The organism is Aliterella sp. E5.1 (assembly GCF_057473825.1).
The window spans coordinates 154,684-174,553 of sequence record NZ_JBYCCV010000001.1 but is presented as its reverse complement, the minus strand read 5'-3'; the positions used below and the strand labels follow the sequence as shown (position 1 = coordinate 174,553).

Genomic DNA, 19,870 nt, shown 5'->3' with positions numbered 1-19,870 from the left:
GTGGTTTTAAGTTCTTCACAGCATTATTGCGAAAATATCCCCATTTCCCATGGTTATTTATCCCAGGTAAAACTAAACTTGGCTCCATCGCCTTCAACAGAATCTATTTTTATTTTGCCGCCATGATTTTCCACAATCTTTTTGACGATAGCTAAACCAATTCCAGTATTTTCGCTGCGATCGCGGGCTTCTAAAGTTTGAAAGATTCCAAAAATTTTGTCATGATACTCTGGAGCAATTCCCCTACCGTCATCAGCAATTGTAAACTCATAAACTGCACCCTTGTCTTGACCAGAGATTTGCACTTTACCGTCAAGGCGTGGGTGATGCTTGATCGCATTGCCAATCAGGTTAGAAAATACTTGCTCTAGGGGCAATCTTTCTGTAACTAAGGTCGGCATATTTGGGGCAATTTCGACGCTAAATTCGGGAGGTGGAGCAAGGGAGTCAACAATTTCTGTAAGGAGAGAGCCAACAGCCACCGAAGACTTGTCACAAGTCACGCGCCCGCTCCGGGAAAATTGCAGCAAGCCATTAATCAAAGCTTCCATGCGATGGACGCGCCCGCGTAGCAAGTTCATTTGATGGCGAGTTTCGTCAGTTAGTAGTTCAGCCGTATCTTCTTCAATCCATTGGGAAAGATTTGCGATCGCGCGTAAAGGTGCTTTGAGGTCGTGAGAAGTGACGTAGGCAAACTGATCTAATTCCTGGTTGCGCTTTTCTAAAGCAGTATTAGTTTGGGTAAGAATAGTCGTCAAGTAAGCTAATTCATTGGCACGAGCCGTCAGCGCTGCTTCGACAGTTTTGCGTTCTTGAATATCTGTACACACCCCCACCCACTCGCGGATAGTGCCATCGGTGGCAATTACGGGAACACCCCGCGCCGCAAAGTAACGATAGCTGCCATCAGTAGCGCGTATTCGGTATTCGGTATCATAAAGGTTTTTTGTTTTTACTGCCTCGTTCCATTCAGTAGTAGTGCGCTCCCGATCCTCTGGATGCACAGCAGCTAACCAACCCCAACCTTTAACTTCTGCTTGGCTTTGACCTGTGTAATCCCTCCAGTGGGGAATATCAATGACTTGCCCTTCAGCGTCGGTTGTCCACACAATTTGCGAAGTAGCGATAACTAAAGAGCGATAGCGTTCTTCACTTTGGCGCAGGGCTTCTAGAGAGTCAAAGTGCGACTTCATACTAGCTTTGGCTTCGCTGCACGCGGCTTGCTCTTTAGCAGACAATTCCTCTTTGAGACGGTCAGCTTCAGCTAATTGTTCGGTACGTCTTCGCACTCGCTGCTCTAATTGAGCATTGAAAGCGCTAATTTGAGCGATCGCACTTTGGCGTTTGGTAATGTCTGTAACTAAAGACGTGACCCCAAATATATTGCCCTGATTATCAACTAAGGGTTGGTTGTACCATTCACAGATAATTCCCGCACCATCTTTAGTAATATTTTCATTAATGCTCCGAGTCCCACCTCGACGTTGCAGCAGTTCTTGCCAAACCCGGTTGACTTGCTCTAATCCACTACCGGGAACGATAAAAGCACCATGACGACCGATGACTTCACTGCTACAGTAGCCAAAAATTGCTTCGGCAGCTTTGTCCCATTGGACAACTTCAAAATTTAGGTTCCACTCAATTACAGCTAAGGGATTTTGTTGTATAGAGTTGAGATATTGGATTTGGGGCAGTGGTTGGGTCTGATTAAAGTTTTGGGGAGTACAACTTACTATCCAGTTATCAGTGTTGTCAGTTTTTTTTACAGGGATAGCTTGTTCCAAAAACGAATTGTAACTACCATCGACTGCTTGGAGACGATAGATAATTTGATAGAACTGATTTTGAGTAAGAGCTTGTCGCCTAGTTGCTAAGAGGCGATCGCGATCTTCTGGGTGTATGCTGCGTTCAACCCCCCAACTTAATAACTCTAATTCACTAAGCTCGTTGAAGTCCATAAGAAAAATGTATTATGCCGAGTAAATTTGAACAACTTTTGTGCCATCTGTTTGCTGCTATTTTGGCGCAGTGACGAGATCCCCTAAACTTGATAATCTAGTAGACGTGATATCCTCGTAAAAGCTATAGGAAATTATAATTTTTTGTATTATTAAAATACTAATAAGATTAATGCCAATAGGTTGGATCGCTGCTACAGAAGATAGATTTCCTCTAGCCCTTCTATAAATTCAATTGTTTTAAAGTAAAGCACAGTAAACGGCGGACGTTGACAATGACTAAGATTCGCGTTGCATTAATTGAAGACCACGATCTCACCCGTGTAGGGATTAGAACCGCGCTGCAACAGCGTCAAGAGATTGAAGTGGTAGGCGAAGCAGCTAATGCTAGTGACGGGCTAAAACTGCTAGAAGCAGAACATCCAGATATTGCCATTGTTGACATTGGCTTACCCGATAAAGATGGAATTGAGCTAACACGGCAATTAAAAGCCAGCCAAGATCCCGCAGACGAATCAAGAACTAAGGTTTTGATTTTGACACTCCGAGACAACAAAGAAGCCGTACTAGCAGCTTTTGCTGCCGGAGCAGACTCTTACTGCATGAAGGACATTAGTTTTGATAATTTGCTAGAAGCCTTGCGCGTCACCCATGGCGGCAATGCGTGGATAGATCCGGCGATCGCCCGGATTGTTCTGCAACAAGCCCAGCAAACCCCAGAAGGAAGTACGGAAAACGTGGTAGTTGACAGCAAAACTGTATCTATTAATGCCGCCGATGCGGAATATGACCAAATGATTGCTGCTTACCCGCTAACAGAACGGGAATTAGAGGTTTTGCAGTTAATTGTTGAAGGTTGTAGCAATGCCATAATTGCTGAAAAATTGTATATTACCGTCGGTACAGTCAAAACTCATGTTAGGAACATCCTAAATAAATTGTGTGCTGATGACCGCACCCAGGCGGCGGTAAGGGCTTTGCGTTCGGGCTTGGTAGGTTAATTTAAGTAGAGACGTTCTGCCGCAACGTCTCTACCTATCGTCGGAGACTAAGAAGTTCTTGGGGAGACGCGAGTAGCTTTACTGTGACAGAAACAATTTTTTGCTGAGCATTGAGGTTAAATAGCCAAGATACATTTACGCCAAATAAAGGCATTTGAACTTTGCCATTGACGCGGATTTGAACTAAGTCATTTTCTTGGCTTTCGACAATTCCTTGAGCAGGTTCGGCTGTTAGTCCTAGGGCTTCTTGCTGGAGGTAAGATGAAATCGCCTCAGCGCCGACAATACCCGACTCGAAAGGTGCGTACATCACGCCATCGGCGGCAAATAAAGCAGCCGTAGAAGTAAAATCACCAGCATTTAACGAGCTAAAGTAGGTTGAGATTGTCGCATTGTCGATACCAGTAATAGATTGTGTAACTGTATTCTTTTGCATAAAATTTTCTCTAGGAACACAAAAACGGATAGATAGGCTTTAGGTTATCTATAAATAAGGTTAAGACCTAGTTCCTAAAGAGAGATCCTTAGACTACCTATGACTTCAAACCCTCACCCTCTTACCAGTACGCAAATAAAGCTCAAAGCCTTAGAAATCGGCTTCCACAAAGTAGGAATTGCCAAGGTAGACGATACTGATTTAGAGGTACAGCACTTAAAATCGTGGCTCAATCTAGGTTATCAAGCTGATATGGTATGGATGGATAACCCCAAGCGCCAAGATGTTCGTTTAGTCATGCCCCAAGTGCGGAGTATTATTTGCGTAGCATTGAACTACTACACTCCCCACCAACGCCCAGATAGCCCTGATTATGCCAAGATTTCTCGCTATGGGTGGGGACGAGACTATCATAAAGTAATGGATAAAAAGCTAAAAGCTTTAAATAACTGGTTGCAAACCTACCCCGATGTGCGATCACATTATGCCGCAGATACTGCACCCATTCAAGATAAAGTTTGGGCGCAAAAAGCTGGAATTGGCTGGATTGCCAAAAATGGCAATGTAATCTCTAGAGACTATGGATCTTGGATATTTTTGGGAGAAATTCTCACAAACCTAGACTTAACTACCGATATCCCCCATACTGAACACTGTGGTAGTTGTACTCGTTGCCTTGATGCTTGTCCCACTGGTGCGATCGCGCAGCCTTTTGTTGTTGATGCCAATCGCTGCATTGCCTATCATACAATTGAAAACCGCGAGGAAAATTTGCCAGAGGCAATCTCTACTCATCTTCAAGGTTGGGTTGCGGGCTGCGATATCTGCCAAGATGTTTGTCCGTGGAATCAGCGTTTTGCGAAGGAGACAGATATAGCCGAGTTTCAACCTTATCCAGAAAATACTGCCCCAAAGTTGAGTCAGTTAGCAGAAATTTCTAACGAGGAATGGAGCAAGCGTTTTACGGCTTCAGCGTTGCGACGAATTAAACCAGAAATGTTACGACGAAATGCTAAAGCAAACTTATCCACCGCGACTCAAAAGAATGACTAACACCTTTTTCAACAACCATGAATCCAAAAGTAATTATTTTTGATTTTGATGGTACTATTGCCGACTCACTAAAGGTGCTAGTTGATATTAGCAATCGTTTAGCTGTGCAATTTGGCTACAAACAAACAAGTCTTGCCGAACTTACTCAAATTCAGAACTTAACTTCGAGAGAAATTATTAAGCAGTCAGGGATTTCTATTTTTAAAGTCCCGTTTTTAGTTAAAAAGGTTAAAGCTGAATTGAGCTTAGAAATTAAAACTTTAAACTTCTTCCCTGGGATGAGAGAAGCTTTAATTGAACTCTATCAGTCAGGTAATAAGTTAGTAATTATTAGTTCTAATTCAAAAAGTAATATTTTAGCATTTTTAGAACACAATAACTTTGCAGATAAGTTTTATTATATTTATTCTGGTTCTACTATTTTCGGGAAAGATAAAGTAATTAATAGATTTATCCGGCAAGAAAATATTGATATTAACGATGTTATTTACGTAGGCGACGAGACTAGAGATATAGAGTCGGCAAAAAAAAGTAAAGTAATTGCGATCGCAGTTAGTTGGGGTTTTAATACTAAAGAAGTATTAATGAAACAAAATCCAGATTTTTTGATCGAGCAACCAAGCGAACTAATAGATATTCTTAAAAAGCAAGAATTGACTATCAAGTAATAATTGCGCTTATTTAATCCAATTTCAAGCGCAATTATTTACTAGCAAGTTTACTTACCAGGTTGACCTTTTTCTAAAGCTTTTTGCATCAGATCGTCATCAACATTACTCGCCGCACCAGTCGAAGCGTCAACATCTTTTGCCATACCCATATAATCGCTAGGATCGCCAGTGGACACAGCTTCTGATTTATCTTCCGATTGGGTTGTAGTCGCAAACTGATTGGCGGTTGCCTTATCCGCAGCTTCAGCACCTTCGGAAGTGCGATCGATATCACTAACGCTAAATTGTTGAGCGGCGGCGTAGTCGGCATCAACATCGACGGAAGGCTTTTTTTCTGTACCTTCAGTCATACTTTCGGCGGCAAGTTGAGCATCTTGAGTTGAAGCTTGCTTAGGATCGGGTTTTACTGAGTCTGCCATAGTATCAAATCCTAGAACGATTTTTTATTTGTGAAGTCATCCTATCAAAGCGATCCCCTATTCCGATAACCCCATTAAGATAGATTTTTCGATTAGTTGCAAAGTAAGTAGCTAATTAGCAAAAATCTCTCTCTTGGAGGGCGATTTAAAGTATTAATCTCTGTTAAGCCTAAGCAACGGTCAATTTAATTCAAAGTAGAGATAAATTATGGCTTCAAGTCATGCAGCAAATCAGCCTCAAGCACTTACAAGCGAAACCCAAGATGCGGTTAAAGCTTTTCAAAGCTTGGATACCGATCCTAAATTAGCTGTGTTTTATTACATTTATGAAAAGATGGGCGATTCGATAACCCCGGCAGCACCAGCAGCAACGGAACCTGAATTAGCGCCGAGATTGTTGGGTGATTATTACAACTTATCAAAAGACGAGCAGTTGGCAATTATGCGGCAAATTGTCAACTGTGAAGATACAGATTATTCTCGTGCTTATGGAGCTTTAAAAGAAAACAATCAATTAATGGTTTGGTATGCTTGGGCGCAAGGGATGGGGGATTCGGTAGTAGGGATGCCGCAAAATTACGAGAAAACGCAAGCTATTACTGGTGTGTTGTCTCAAATAGAAACACTAAGTTTTGATGACCAAATTTCCATATTGCGAACAATTGCGGGCAACATGGGTTGTAGCGATGTTAAGCCAATTGAAACTCAAGCGCAGACCGGGAAAACTTCGAGTCTTTAGGTAAGGAGAATGGGAAATTAGTCAGTGAAACTATTACCCATTACTCATATTTTAGGATGCGGCAACTTGTCCAATCTCTGCGGGGGTAAGGTGGGAGTGGACAACTTGCCCATCACGAAACCAAACTATGCGCCTTGTTTGACGGGCGACATCAGATTCGTGCGTAACCATAACGATAGTAATTCCGGTAGCATTGAGTTCGCTAAAAATGTCCATGACTTCTTGAGTAGTACGAGAATCGAGAGCGCCCGTAGGTTCATCAGCAAGAAGTAGCACTGGACGATTGACGATCGCTCTTGCAATGGCAACTCGTTGTTGTTGTCCGCCAGACAATTGATTGGGGCGATTATTGAGGCGATTATCTAAGCCGACACGCTGGAGAGCTATTGTAGCGCGATCGCGTCTTTCCTTAGCACTAATACCCGCATAAACCATAGGCAGCATGACATTTTCCAGAGCGCTAAGTTGGGATAACAGGTGAAATTGCTGAAAAACGAAGCCAATTTTAAGATTGCGAATACTTGCCAAATCGCCATCATCTAAAGCAGCGACATCCACCGTATCGAGGTAGTAGTGTCCGCTAGTCGGGCGATCGAGACAGCCAATCACATTCATAGCGGTAGACTTACCCGAACCCGAAGCGCCCATAATGGCGCAATATTCGCCAGATTCCACAACCAAATTAACATCAACTAGCGCCCGTACTTCCGTTTCGCCAGCACCATAAATTTTAGAAATATTTTCAAGGCGAATAATCGCCGAAGTAGAAGTAATTGGTATTGTTTGAGATATAAGTTTGTTGTCTAACATTTCATAGAATTTATTGAATCAATATCTTTATTTTGCAAATTAAAGATACTTTTGACACACGGGATGGAGAAGTCATGGCGTTGGTTGAATGTTAAAGTGCGAAGTTATTGGCGATCAAATTACCCTAACCAAGATTCCAAATCTGCAACAGTTGTAAAATCCAACAAAGCCTCGCCCAAAGCCTCCAATTCCTCAAGACTTAGAGCGCTCACTTTTGCCGTTGCTTCCGATGATAGACTACCCAACTTCCGGGTAAGTTGCTTGAGAACTAATGCTCTACCTTCAACGGTACGACCTTGGATTAAACCCTGTTCCAGTCCTTCAGCCCGACCTTCGCGTAAAATAAATTGATACATTGTAGACTCGCGCATCACTGGACTCCTCATTAATTGTCGGATCGTCTGTTCCTCTAATTCTAACCCCGCTAAAATACTGGTCGCGGCTACTAAATTACTCTGTTCTCTAGGGTCAGCGATCTGCTCTAACTCCCTCGCTACTTGCGCTAACACGCTTTCCTTATCTGCTGCCTGGCTTAATACGGCGTAAGGTACCAGTCCCGATGTACTCAAAAATACCTCTACTGGTTCTTCCCATAAGCGAATGACGCGAAACTGGTGAGTCATTACGGGAGTTTGATATCGTTCTTGTCTAACTAAGTTCGAATTCGTTTTTTTCAGGTAGATGACTACTTGTTGAATATTTCTTTGTGGAAACTTGCGTTTTAAACGCAGATAATAGTCCGCCATCCGAAAGGGTATTGTGTCATCACCAACGGTTTGAAACTCTGTGTGGAGAATCATATCGGTTGATTGTAGCAACATCACGCTGTCGGCTCTAATTGGTTCTACATTCAGTTCGGTAGGATTAACGGTAGTCAGAGGGAGGGATTGACCTAGTAACCACGCTGCAAAATCAGCAGAATACTGTTCGATGAGAAATTTGGAGATGTTGTCAATCACTGTCGGAGCATTATTGAGGAGACAACCATTACTACTCTGTATACACCGAAAGGCATTGCTAGGGTCTGGTTAAACAAAATAATTGAAGATATAAGCCCCAACGTTAAGCACTTCGTAAAGCCACAATCGGGTCTAGTTGTGCCGCACGACGAGCAGGAATAACACCAAAAAACAAGCCAATTCCACCAGAAACACCCACAGCAAGAGCGATCGCTACTGAGGAAATTCCGGCTTCCAAGGGAGATAGCGCCCCAACTAATAATATGCCGCCAACACCCAAAGCCGTACCCAGCAGACCCCCAGCAGCAGAAAGAATTACAGCTTCAATAATAAACTGCACCAAAATATCTTGCTGAGTAGCGCCAATAGCCTTACGCAGCCCAATTTCTTGAGTGCGCTCCGTTACAGAAACCAGCATAATGTTCATGATGCCAATCCCGCCTACAAACAGCGAAATAGATGCGATCGCACCAAGCATAATTGTTAAAGCGCCAGTGACTTTACCGACTGTTTCTAGCGCATCTTTTTGGGAACGAATTGTAAAATCATCTTCGCCATTCAGCTTGTGGCGCAGACGGAGTAAATTGCGTAGTTGAAATTCCGCCGCTTCCACGCTTTCGGTATTTTTAGCTGAAGCAACTAGATATGTTAACGGAATACCATAGGGAGAAGTTCGCCCCACAATGCGATTTGCCATCGTCGTAATTGGCACAAAAGCCGCATCATCGTAGTCTGTACCAAAGCCCGATCCTTTAGATTCTAGTACCCCTACTACTTGATAAGTAGCATTTTTAATTCGTACCTGTTGACCAATAGGCGACGTATTTGCAAACAGTCTAGTTGCCAAGTCCGAACCTAATACAGCGACTTGATTGCTGCGCTTGGTGTCGATTGGAGTTAAAAATCGCCCCAACCGAGTTTCAAAATCGCGCACGGTGAGAAAACTGGGCGTAGTACCAATTACGCTAATATCGGTATTTTTATTGCGATAGGTAACTACGGCTCTACTATTAACTTCTGGGGCTACTCCTGCAATCGTAGGGACTTGACTTGCGATCGCTTCCGCGTCAGCTAGTACCAAAGTTTTTGGTAAGTCGAAAGTAATACGCTGAGTTTCGCGATTGCCAGGAATAACAAATAAAACATTGGGACCTAACGATTCTAATTCCCCAGCAATATACTTTTGCGCTCCTTCGCCAATCCCAATCATGGCAATTACCGAAGCATTGCCGATAATAATACCTAGCATAGTCAGAGTGCTACGCAGCTTGTTGGCGAGGAGAGTAGTCACCGCCATTTTGACGCTTTCTACAGGATTCATTTATTTTTCCGTACTGTCTAGTTTGTAGTTAGGAGGAGGAGAGAGAAAAATACGATCGCCATTTTCGACTCCCGACACAATTTGTGTTTTGTCTTGAATCGCCGAACCAATTTCTACTGGGCGAAACTGAGCTTGTTTTTTTTCATCGGGAATTAGTACCCCAGTTTGTCCTTGCTTATTAGTAACAATTGCGGCGGTGGGGACGACCAAAGCATCTTGTACGGCTGCGCCCACAATAGTTAGATCGACATTCATGCCCGATTTTAGTTGTTCTTGTCCAGTAGTTAGAGCAATCCGCACTTGAAAGGAAGTTACATTTTGCTCTACTACCGCCTCTGGAGAAATTAGCCGGACTTGACCTTTAAATACTTGATTTGGGTAGGCATCGGCAACAATTTCCACCATTCTTCCTTGCTTAACTTGCCCGATATCGACTTCAGGGACTTGAGCGAGAACTTCTAAGCCGCGAGACACTGCCACAATGGAGGTAGAAGTTGCCGAAGCTGTACTAGAGGCGGAAGTTGTTGGGGTCACAAACGCGCCTTCAGTTGCGTATTTTTGCGTGACTATGCCAGAAAATGGAGCGCGGATAATGGTGTCATTTAGCTGGACTTGCACGGCTTTGAGTTCGCTTTGGGCAGCGGCGACCGATGCCTCAAATTGGTCGATTTGTTCGGGACGAGAACCATTTTGAAGTTGCTGCAAAGCTTGCTCTGCTTCGGTTACGGCAGCTTGCCTTTGGTCGATTTCTTCGGTGCGGCTGCCGCTTTTTAAGTCTGCAAGCCGTCTTTGGGCTTCAAGCAAGTTGGCTCTAGCAGTGCGATCGTCAGCAATTACTTCATCTAGAGCATCTTGGGCGATCGCACCAGAGGCGGCTAAATTGCGGTTGCGTTGGACGCGGCTAGAAGTTAAATTTACTCGCGCTCTAGCAGCTTCTACCTGGGCTTGTGCCTGGGCAATTTCTTCTGGGCGATTGCCTGTACGAGCTTGGTTTAGTTGCGCGCGAACTTGATTTAGACGCGCTCTAGATTGGGCAATTTCTTCCGGGCGACTTCCGGCGCGAGCTTCGGCTAGTTGGGCTTGGGCTTGGGCGAGGTTGGCGCGAGCTTTGCTTAGTTGCGCTTGCAAGTTGGAGTCGTCCATACGAGCAATAATTTGCCCTTGCTCTACGCTGTCTCCTTGCTCTACAAGCAATTGTGCCAAAAGCCCGGAGTTTTTGGGGCTGAGGTTAACGGTTTGTACGGGTACGACTTTGCCACTAGCGTTGATGCGGAGGGTGACATCGGCGGAAACTACAGGGACGGTTAAAGCTGCAATATCTATTTTGGGCGAGGCTTGCCTATTTATTACCCAGTAGGTTGACGAGCTAACTATAATACCAGCACTTAATAGCCCTATAAACCACCTGGAAGGATGTTTGACTTTGCCAATTAGAGGAATTTGGATCGGGGTGGTCATGCAATAACTCACTAAAAAATGAGCAAGCAGTAAGGAAATGGATAATTATTTATGGCTCTTAAGAGCAAAACTTAAGTTGTATTCTAATTTTAGCAATTTGTGAAGCCCTGCGTGCGCGATTGCGCTATCGCCCCATGCAGGTAGAGATCGCTCTACCTTAAAATCTCTAGAGTTAGAATAGAAAAAATAGTAGTGCAAACAAAACGTGACTATTTCCGAGCATTGGCAACAACGAGTTGGTTCGCAAAGAGATTGGGTATGGCGCGGTTGGCAAACTCGTTATACTTATGTCCGTTCTCCCCAAAAGGCAAGTACGCCGATAATTTTGTTGCACGGGTTTGGAACTTCCATTGGACACTGGCGCAAAAATTTAACAGTGTTGGGCGAGTCTCATACTGTTTATGCTTTAGATATGCTGGGTTTTGGCGCTTCCGAAAAACCCGTAATTAATTATAATGTTGAGCTTTGGGTAGAGCAAGTTTACGATTTTTGGCAGACTTTTATCGGCACTCCGGTCGTATTAGTTGGTAATTCTACAGGTTCGCTAGTGACTTTGGCACTGGCACAGGCTCATCCAGAGATGGTAGAAGGTATAGCGATGTTGAGTTTGCCGGATTTGTCCGTGCGGGAGGAGACTATACCTAAATTACTGCGCCCGACGATCGCCTCTATTGAAAGTTTGGTTGCTTCAAAGCTATTACTTAAAACTATATTTCGTGCGGTAAACCGACCGGGAATAGTGAAGAAATGGGCAGCTATGGCTTATTCCAACCCGGAAGCGGTGACGGATGAATTAGTAGATATTTTATTAGGTCCAGCACAAGATCGAGGTAGTGCAAATGCTTTTGCTGGAATTTTAAAAGCGATGATTGGTTCGGGTTTTGCTCCGAGGGTAAAAAATGTATTGCCGAACTTAAAAGTACCAATATTGTTAATTTGGGGACAGCAAGATCGCATGGTTCCTTATAGCTTTGCGCGACAATTTGCCGATTACAATCCCCAATACGCGCAGCTAGTTAGTCTAGAAAATGTCGGGCATTGTCCCCATGATGAATGTCCAGAGGTAGTTAATCAAGCGCTTTTAGACTGGATTAGTGGTTTTGGCGCTAAAAGTTACGTTCGCATTTTAGCGGAACGCTAAGAAAGTTTTTAGACGAAGCTGGGCGCAGATCTTTGGGCTTCGGCGACCTTTGCAGCCAGTAGAAGGCTGAGGCTATCGATAATATGGTTGCTTTCAGCTACAGCTTGGTTTGCTCCTTGGGCGAAGGTACTGCGAGTGGTTTCAAAGGCGCACTTTAAGGAGGTCCCGTCTTTGTTTTCTACTAATTGAGCGAGGCGGCTGTAAGTGTTTGCTAATCTAGAAATCGCTTGACGGCGTTCAACGTCAGTTAGCATGATATCGACATATAAAGCCGGATCTTGGGCAAATAAGCGGCTAACTATGTCAATTTCTAAGCGGTAAAGCGGGCTAGAAAAGTCTAGGCTGCGACTGATATCGATACCTTCTTCAGCTAAAAATACGCCCAAGCTAAAGGTTGTAAAGTGTCGGATTGCCTGAATTGCTACCATCATGCGATCGTGTTCTTCGGGCGTGCAAGCAATTAGTTTGCCGCCACTGCTTTCAATTAAGTCTAAAAGCCACTGAAAAACCTGCGCTTGGCGACCTGGGCAGACTACAACATTTTGCGATAGAAATGATTGTACCCCAGATCCAAACATTGGATGCAGGCTTAAAACTGGTCCCTGATGTTGTTTGAGTAGTTCTTGAACTATGGGGGTTTTAACGCTAGTAATATCTGCTAAGGCTGTATCTGCTTTGAGGTAGGGCGCGGCTTGTTGAATTACGGTTAAAGTGTGTTCGATAGGGACGCAAACTAATACTAACTGGGCTTCTCCTAATAGTCGTGGCGCTTCGTCCCAGTCATTATGTTCGAGGATGCTAACGTCATGCCCAGCATTAGATAGTTGTTGGCTAAAAAAGCACCCTAGTTTACCGTGACCACCAATTATAGTAACTTTTCGGGGTTTGACTGGGGCAGGAGGAGTAGAAAATGCGATTGCCGCAGCGCAGCTAATTGTAATACTTTTCCACACAAATTCTGGTACGCCAGCTTGGGCTAGGAGTTTAGTAATATCGCCCGATTCTGCTTGTACAGGTAGATTTGAATCGTTTAAAATCGCAATTCTTTTGCTAAGTAAGCTAATTATTTCCCGATCGATTTCTTTGAGAATCAAAGGCAACATGACTAAACTCCGGGAATACGATTGACCCAAAAGGGGAAATAAATCCCCTGACTATGCTATTTTTCGATGAAGCTACGGTTGTACAGCCAGATTTTTACTGCATAAACTTTACTAATTGCTCTAGTTTTGACCAGGCTGCACCACTGCGGAGGATGTCTTTGGCGATCGCAATACCTTTGATGTATTCTTCTGAGGAGATTGCCTTACCTACACAAAGCGCTAAGGCGGCGTTCAAAGCAACAACATTTTGTTGTACTTCTGTGCCTTTACCTTGCAGGACATTTTTGAGAATATGGGCGTTTTCAGCGACATCTCCGCCTTTAATTTCGGCGGTTGCGGCTTTTCTTAGACCAAGTTCTTCAGCGTTTAATGTCCTTAAGCGGACTTGATTGTTTTCTAATACCGCTAAGTCGTTAATGTCTGCTAACCCAGCTTCGTCTAGCTTCTCTCTACCATGAACGACGATCGCTCTTTCTGTTCCTAGTTGCGATAATGCACAGGCAATTGTCTCTACTAAGCTAGGATCGCAAACCCCAATGATTTGCCCGGTCGGTTGCATAGGGTTGACTAAGGGTCCTAGTAGATTAAAAACTGTACGCACTTTTAAGGTTTTGCGTAATGTTCCTACAGCCTTTAGTGCGGGATGCCACCCTGGTGCAAATAAAAAGGTGATGCCAATCTCCTCTACTGCGGCGGTTACTTTCTCAGGTTCTGAGTTGAGATTGATTCCTAGAGCTTCTAATACATCGGCGGAACCCGTTTTACTAGAAGCTGAACGATTGCCGTGCTTGGCAACTTTCACCCCGGCTGCTGCCGCAACAAACGCTACCGCCGTTGAAATATTAAATGTTGATGCTCCGTCTCCTCCGGTTCCGCAGGTATCAATCAATGGTGTGGAACTGGGGAGACTTTTAGGCATTGCTGACTGGGCGTGCAAAACTTGAGCCATACCTACCAATTCTTGGGCAGTTACGCCTTTGGCTTGGATGGCGGCGAGAATTGCTCCCGATAATACGGGCGGTATTGCCTCGGTTAACCATCCTTGCATCAAATCGGCGGCTGTGGGGATGCTAAGACTTTGCCTGTCTAGCAATTGTTGCAATAACAATGACCAGTCAATTTCGCTAGGTTTTGCCGTTATATTGTCAACGGTCGCTTGAGTTACAGCTATCATGGCGATTTTTTTAGTTATTTAGTTAACTGTCTTTGTGCAAAACTTTTGCTACTGTTTGTACGTCTTTGTCGCCACGTCCCGAACAATTGATCACAATTCTGGGGCTGCCTTTAAGCTGGGGGCAAAGGGTGTCTAAGTAAGCGATCGCATGGGCTGTTTCTAAGGCAGGAATAATTCCTTCTTGTTGCGATAGTAGTTGCAACGCATCTAGTGCCTGCTGGTCGGTGACGCTGTAGTATTCGGCGCGCCCTAGTTCTTTGAGGTAACTATGCTCTGGTCCTACTCCGGGATAGTCTAATCCGGCGCTAATTGAATGTGCTTCAACTACTTGCCCGTCGTCGTCTTGCAATAAGTAACTCATTGCCCCGTGCAGTACACCAACTCGCCCTTTTGTTAAGGTAGCGGCGTGTTTTTCTGTTTCTACGCCTTCTCCGGCGGCTTCTACACCAATCATTCTGACATTGGGTTCGCGGACAAATTCGTGAAATAGTCCCATGGCATTAGAACCGCCACCTACGCAAGCAAGCAGAATATCCGGCAATCCGCCCCATTTTTCCTCAGCTTGCCAGCGAGTTTCTTGTCCGATTACAGCATGGAAGTCTCGCACTAGCATCGGGTAGGGATGAGGACCTGCTACAGAACCTAAGATGTAGTGAGTATTTTCTACATTTGTTACCCAGTCGCGAATCGCCTCGGAAGTCGCGTCTTTAAGCGTTCCCGTTCCGGCGGATACGGGGCGGACTTCGGCTCCCATTAAGCGCATCCGAAAAACGTTGAGGGCTTGGCGTTCCATGTCTTGAACGCCCATATAGATTACGCAATCAAAGCCAAACCGAGCGCATACGGTGGCAGTAGCAACTCCATGTTGTCCGGCTCCAGTTTCAGCGATAATCCGCTTTTTACCCATCCGCTTTGCTAGTAATACTTGCGCTAAAGCGTTATTAATTTTGTGCGCGCCTGTATGGTTTAAGTCTTCGCGTTTGAGGTAAATTAGCGGGCTGCTATTTGCTGTTGCGTAGTGGGCGGTGAGGCGTTCGGCAAAATACAAAGGTGTAGGACGACCAACATAATCTTTGAGCAGTCCTTGCAATTCTTCTTGAAACCCCAACTCGTTGCAATACTTGTCAAAAGATGCTTCTAGTTCCTCCAAAGCAGGCATGAGGGTTTCCGGCACGTACTTACCACCAAACTTACCAAACCGACCGAGGGCATCGGGTCTTTTGGGGTCGGAGGCTGTGATGTCATAGATTTCTTGAATGCTGACCATTATGAAAATCCTTTATATTTAGCTAAATTATTTGACTTAAGCTGAGACTACTGGTTGTTTGACAGTTGCGATCGCATTTTTTAATTCTTGACACAGTTTTTCCACCGCTTGCAATCCTTCGGTTGGCGTTCCGGTTTCTAAGGCTCTGACAAAGGCGCTACCGACAATTACCGCGTCTGCACCCCATTCCATTACTTGCTTGGCTTGTTCGGGCTTGGCGATCCCAAAACCAACGCCAATCGGCTTATCGGTGAGTTGGCGCATTTCCACAAGTAAATCTTTGACTCTACTTTGAATTTGACTCCGCATTCCCGTTACACCCGTAACACTAACTAAATAAATAAATCCTTGCGACTTAGCAGAGATTGCTTTTATTCTAGTTTCAGAACTTGTAGGCGCAACTAATAAAATTAGCTCAATTCCCAAACTAGCCGCCGTTTCCAGCAACTCGTCTGCTTCTTCTAAAGGTAAATCTGGTACTACTAAGCCTTTGACACCAACACGAGCTATTTGCTCTAAAAATGGTCTAATTCCCCGATTTAAAATTGGGTTGTAGTAAGTAAATAAAATTATTGGTGCTTGAATTTCGGGGCTAACTTTTTCGACTATTTCTAGCACTTGCTCTAATTTTGTACCTTTTTGCAAAGCGCGAGTAGCCGCCGCTTGAATTACCGGACCATCAGCTAAGGGATCGGAATAGGGAACGCCAAGTTCAATTAAGTCTGCGCCATTACGATCTAGCACCTTTATCGCTTCGGCGGTAGTTTCTAAATCTGGATCTCCCGCAGTAATAAAGGGAATTAAAGCGCATTGTTTGGCTTGGCGTAAAGAGTTGAGGCGTTGAGAAATAGCATTCATTGTCATAATTTACCTAAAAAGTAAGCACCAATTGGCAATTAGTAGTTAGCTTGTTTTATTGTCCAACAAACTCCGCACCGCTTGTTCAACATCGGGTTGTTTAACTAAAGATTCGCCTACTAATACACTGCGAACCCCGGCTCCAGCAACAATAGACAAATCTGTAGACGAGTACAAACCAGATTCGCTGACAACAGTTATGCCCAAACTTGTCAAATGTTGCGATTTTGCTTGCATTAGTTGGCTAGTTGTTGCCAAATCAACGTTGAAAGTTTCCAAATTCCGGTTATTGATTCCGACTAAACGTAAGTCACAAAGGGTTAAAACGCGATCAAGTTCAGCTAGAGCGTGTACTTCTATTAAAGCGTTCATACCCAAAGAATGAATTAAGTACAAAAATTCTTGCAGCTTTTGATCGGGTAAAATAGCCGCAATCAAAAGTACCGCATCCGCACCCGCCACTCGTGCCTTATAAATTTGGTAAGTATCGATAACAAATTCTTTGCATAATAAGGGAACTTCTACCATAGGGCGGATTTTTTGCAAATTTTCAAAGCTACCTTGAAAAAATTTGCTGTCCGTCAATACAGACAAACAAGATGCGCCACCACGAACGTAAGCAGTGGCAATTTCTACCGGATCGAAGTCTTGGCGAATTATTCCCTTACTTGGAGATGCTTTTTTGACTTCAGCAATTAGGCTGGGGTAGTGCAGGCTATTTTGCAAAGCGTTGAGAAAGTCTCGCACCGCCGGAGCAGATTGTAACTGACGCTGCAAATCTCCTAACGGTAACTGCTGGCGCATTTGGGCTATTTCTTGCTCTTTGTGCTGGACAATTTGGGCGAGAATAGGTTGCGGACTTATCTGCGTAGCAGTCACTTTATAACTCCTGTTTGATTATCGAATAAATAAAAATAGGCAACTAGGCGCAGTCGGAGTACCGCTACGAATTGGAAAACACTACACCATTTAATACTTGGCTTGGCTGAGGTCTGTCTTTGGCAAAGGTACAAACAACGTTGGCAATTATTGCTAACCCAACTTCTCCAGCTAAACTCATAATTGATTCTGGATGAAACTGTACCGCCGCAATAGGTAGAGTTTGATGTTCAATGCCCATAATTACATCGTCATGAGAAACTGCCGTTACTTTTAATTCTGGAGGCAGTTTTTGCGGTAAGGCAAACAAAGAATGATACCTACCCACCTCAAAAGATTCCGGTAAACCCTGAAAAGTCCCAGAATTTTCATCGGTAACTAGAATCCGCGATGATTTGCCGTGCTGAGGATAACTTAAAACTCCAAGTTCTCCGCCAAAAGCTTCCACAATACCTTGTAAGCCCAAGCAAACTCCAAATATTGGCAATTGGCGACGAACGCAAGCTTTTACTGTATCTGGTACACCAAAATCCTGCGGTCTACCAGGTCCAGGAGATAATACAACTAAGTCAGGGTCTTCTTCGTCCAAAACTGATTCAGCAAAGCCGTGACGTAAGGTAGTTACTGTTGCCCCAGTTTGGCGGATGTAATTGGCTAAGGTGTGAACAAAAGAGTCTTCGTAGTCGATGAGGAGAACGCGCACTCTACGTCCCTTAACCGCATCTTCACCAATACTTGCATATTCGCTATGTTTTACCTTGCTAGGTAAACTGTTGTTAGTAATTTTTGCGCGGCTAATTGTCTCAAATAGAGCGGCGGCTTTGGTTCTGGTTTCTTGTTCCTCAGCTTCGGCAATTGAGTCATAAAGCACCGTAGCGCCTGCTCTAACTTCAGCGATGGAGTCTTTGAGTCGAATCGTCCGTAAAATCAAACCTGTATTTAAGTCGCCGTTAAACGTCAAACAACCTACGGCTCCACCATACCAACGCCGGACGCTATGCTCGTGCTGTTCTAAAAACTGCATTGCTGCTCGTTTTGGTGCGCCCGTAACGGTCACTGCCCAAGTATGGGTCAAAAAAGCATCTAAAGCATCAAATTCCGGTCTTAATAAGCCTTCTACGTGGTCTACTGTATGAATTAGGTGGCTGTACAGTTCAATTTGTCTGCGACCAATTACTCTTACAGAACCTGGTTCGCAAATTCTTGATTTGTCATTGCGATCTACGTCCGTACACATGGTTAATTCGGCTTCGTCTTTGCCCGAATTGAGCAATTGCAGGATTTGATCGGCATCATCAATTGCATTTTGTCCCCGGCTAATTGTGCCGCTAATGGGGCAAGTTTCAATTCGCTTACCTTCTACTCTGACAAACATTTCTGGCGAAGCGCCAATTAGATACTCTCCGCCCAAGTTAAATATGAATCCATAGGGGCTAGGATTGATTTGCTGCAAAGTTTGAAATAACTTACTTGGTGCTTCTTCACAAGCGGCATAGAAGTTTTGACTGGGGACAACTTCAAATAAATCACCCCGACGGAAGTATTCTAAAGCTGTATGTACTTTGCTTGCATACTCACCTGGGGCATGATCGACGCTGCGCTCGACAACGGCGCGATCGCCTCGATAATCAATTGCTTCGCCTATTCTGGGCAATCCTACTGTACTTCCGTGCTGAGTTTCAAACTCGTACTGCAGCAGAAAAGCACTCTGCAAATAGTAGTCAACTATAACTAATTCGTCGGGCAAGTATAAGACTAAATCGCGCTGATCTTCTGGTCTAATCTGGGTTTTGGGGACAGATTCAAACTGATAAACCAAGTCATAACCAAACGCCCCGTACAGTCCTAAATGCTCATCTTCGTTGCTATAAAAAGCATGGAGAATTTCGCGGACAATGCTAAAAGCGGAAGGTTGTCTGCTGCGTTCTTCCTCGGCAAACAGGCGATCGCTTTGAATAATCGAACCTGCAATAAAGTTTGTTTCTACTTCGATTTTTTCAATTTGGGACTTTTTGGTTAACCGCTCGGCTAAAAAGGGAATTAGGATCGTACCGCGTTTATTTAGGGCTTTGATTGTAAAATTGCGATCGCACGTACTTAGTTCCAGAGGTGGATTCACAAACCCCATCGCCCATCTTTTGTATCTTCCTGGGTATTCGTAACTACTGCCTAATAAACCTCCTCGTTGAGAATTGAGGCTCCATAAAATATCCTCTAAGGCTGTTTCTATGGGTACTTCCGTAACAGTACGAGACACAACAATGCCGCTTTTGGTCGTATAGCAGTGGGAGTCAAACATCATGGAACTTTTCTCACGGATTTATTGCTTGAGGTATTGGCGATTACTTTTTTCACAAAGTAAAGATGACAAAAAACGCAACTTACGTAAAGGTTTCTACCGCAAATAGTAGCGATAAAATGTACTTAAACTTGCAAGTAATTAATCTTACTTTAATAAAATTATTTTGGACGGCATTAAACCTTTGTTATCGCTAGCCAACAATCTTTTTGACAAAGAGAGCATCTTAAAAAATGCTGCTCTCTTTGTCAGAGTAGTTGATATTAATAACTATGTACAATGAATTTTCTTTTGATTAACAAACCAATTCTTTTGATAGTTTAA

At 44.0% G+C, this 19,870-nt stretch carries 18 protein-coding genes; 5 read left to right on the top strand and 13 right to left on the bottom strand.

What is annotated here, in order from left to right; translation table 11 throughout:
* Positions 1-53: 53 nt before the first annotated feature.
* On the bottom strand, positions 54-1,958 hold the full coding sequence (locus AC2VE5_RS00845) for a PAS domain-containing sensor histidine kinase (protein ID WP_486885886.1): 1,905 nt from the start codon (positions 1,956-1,958) through the stop codon (positions 54-56).
* 275 nt (positions 1,959-2,233) lie between these two features.
* Between AC2VE5_RS00845 and AC2VE5_RS00840 the strand changes: the two genes are divergently transcribed.
* Positions 2,234-2,959 (top strand): response regulator, encoded by a 726-nt coding sequence (locus AC2VE5_RS00840; protein ID WP_486885885.1) that lies wholly within the window; start codon positions 2,234-2,236, stop codon positions 2,957-2,959.
* 34 nt (positions 2,960-2,993) lie between these two features.
* Here the strand turns inward: AC2VE5_RS00840 and AC2VE5_RS00835 are convergent, their stop codons facing one another.
* Positions 2,994-3,395: a ketosteroid isomerase family protein gene (locus tag AC2VE5_RS00835; protein ID WP_486885884.1), complete on the bottom strand. Its 402-nt coding sequence runs from the start codon at positions 3,393-3,395 to the stop codon at positions 2,994-2,996.
* 99 nt (positions 3,396-3,494) lie between these two features.
* On the opposite strand from AC2VE5_RS00835, the gene queG reads away from it, so the two are divergent.
* Positions 3,495-4,448, top strand: coding sequence for a tRNA epoxyqueuosine(34) reductase QueG (gene queG, locus AC2VE5_RS00830; RefSeq protein ID WP_486885883.1), 954 nt, complete (start codon positions 3,495-3,497; stop codon positions 4,446-4,448).
* A 17-nt stretch (positions 4,449-4,465) separates the two neighbouring features.
* Complete coding sequence (locus AC2VE5_RS00825; RefSeq protein WP_486885882.1) at positions 4,466-5,116, top strand: HAD-IA family hydrolase; 651 nt, start codon at positions 4,466-4,468, stop codon at positions 5,114-5,116.
* Between the two features lie 50 nt (positions 5,117-5,166).
* Here AC2VE5_RS00825 and AC2VE5_RS00820 read toward each other — a convergent pair whose 3' ends face one another.
* Positions 5,167-5,538, bottom strand: coding sequence for a hypothetical protein (locus AC2VE5_RS00820; protein ID WP_486885881.1), 372 nt, complete (start codon positions 5,536-5,538; stop codon positions 5,167-5,169).
* Positions 5,539-5,746: 208 nt separating this feature from the next.
* On the opposite strand from AC2VE5_RS00820, the gene AC2VE5_RS00815 reads away from it, so the two are divergent.
* The gene (locus tag AC2VE5_RS00815; protein ID WP_486885880.1) at positions 5,747-6,277 is read left to right on the top strand and encodes an orange carotenoid protein N-terminal domain-containing protein; all 531 of its coding nucleotides are present in this window, start codon (positions 5,747-5,749) and stop codon (positions 6,275-6,277) included.
* A 51-nt stretch (positions 6,278-6,328) separates the two neighbouring features.
* Here AC2VE5_RS00815 and AC2VE5_RS00810 read toward each other — a convergent pair whose 3' ends face one another.
* The 4 genes from AC2VE5_RS00810 to AC2VE5_RS00795 form a co-directional block, all read right to left on the bottom strand.
* A complete protein-coding gene (locus AC2VE5_RS00810; protein WP_486885879.1) occupies positions 6,329-7,087 on the bottom strand; it encodes an ABC transporter ATP-binding protein in 759 nt (252 codons plus the stop codon).
* Between the two features lie 119 nt (positions 7,088-7,206).
* Complete coding sequence (locus AC2VE5_RS00805) at positions 7,207-8,046, bottom strand: Rpn family recombination-promoting nuclease/putative transposase (RefSeq protein WP_486885878.1); 840 nt, start codon at positions 8,044-8,046, stop codon at positions 7,207-7,209.
* Between the two features lie 103 nt (positions 8,047-8,149).
* Positions 8,150-9,367 (bottom strand): ABC transporter permease, encoded by a 1,218-nt coding sequence (locus AC2VE5_RS00800; RefSeq protein WP_486885877.1) that lies wholly within the window; start codon positions 9,365-9,367, stop codon positions 8,150-8,152.
* Positions 9,368-10,825, bottom strand: a complete 1,458-nt coding sequence (locus tag AC2VE5_RS00795) for an efflux RND transporter periplasmic adaptor subunit (protein WP_486885876.1) — start codon at positions 10,823-10,825, stop codon at positions 9,368-9,370.
* A gap of 205 nt (positions 10,826-11,030) precedes the next feature.
* Here AC2VE5_RS00795 and AC2VE5_RS00790 point away from each other — a divergent pair, with 205 nt between their 5' ends.
* Positions 11,031-11,966, top strand: coding sequence for an alpha/beta fold hydrolase (locus tag AC2VE5_RS00790; protein ID WP_486885875.1), 936 nt, complete (start codon positions 11,031-11,033; stop codon positions 11,964-11,966).
* Between the two features lie 8 nt (positions 11,967-11,974).
* Here the strand turns inward: AC2VE5_RS00790 and tyrA are convergent, their stop codons facing one another.
* The 6 genes from tyrA to AC2VE5_RS00760 all read right to left on the bottom strand — a co-directional run bounded on the left by tyrA (position 11,975) and on the right by AC2VE5_RS00760 (position 19,549).
* A complete protein-coding gene (tyrA, locus tag AC2VE5_RS00785; protein ID WP_486885874.1) occupies positions 11,975-13,099 on the bottom strand; it encodes a bifunctional chorismate mutase/prephenate dehydrogenase in 1,125 nt (374 codons plus the stop codon).
* Positions 13,100-13,163: 64 nt separating this feature from the next.
* Positions 13,164-14,243, bottom strand: a complete 1,080-nt coding sequence (gene trpD / locus AC2VE5_RS00780) for an anthranilate phosphoribosyltransferase (protein ID WP_486885873.1) — start codon at positions 14,241-14,243, stop codon at positions 13,164-13,166.
* Between the two features lie 22 nt (positions 14,244-14,265).
* The gene (gene trpB, locus AC2VE5_RS00775; protein ID WP_486885872.1) at positions 14,266-15,510 is read right to left on the bottom strand and encodes a tryptophan synthase subunit beta; all 1,245 of its coding nucleotides are present in this window, start codon (positions 15,508-15,510) and stop codon (positions 14,266-14,268) included.
* Between the two features lie 36 nt (positions 15,511-15,546).
* Positions 15,547-16,368 (bottom strand): tryptophan synthase subunit alpha, encoded by an 822-nt coding sequence (gene trpA / locus AC2VE5_RS00770; protein ID WP_486885902.1) that lies wholly within the window; start codon positions 16,366-16,368, stop codon positions 15,547-15,549.
* A 45-nt stretch (positions 16,369-16,413) separates the two neighbouring features.
* Positions 16,414-17,247: an indole-3-glycerol phosphate synthase TrpC gene (gene trpC, locus AC2VE5_RS00765; RefSeq protein WP_486885871.1), complete on the bottom strand. Its 834-nt coding sequence runs from the start codon at positions 17,245-17,247 to the stop codon at positions 16,414-16,416.
* Positions 17,248-17,311: 64 nt separating this feature from the next.
* Positions 17,312-19,549 (bottom strand): anthranilate synthase, encoded by a 2,238-nt coding sequence (locus AC2VE5_RS00760; protein WP_486885870.1) that lies wholly within the window; start codon positions 19,547-19,549, stop codon positions 17,312-17,314.
* Between the last annotated feature and the right edge of the window lie 321 nt (positions 19,550-19,870).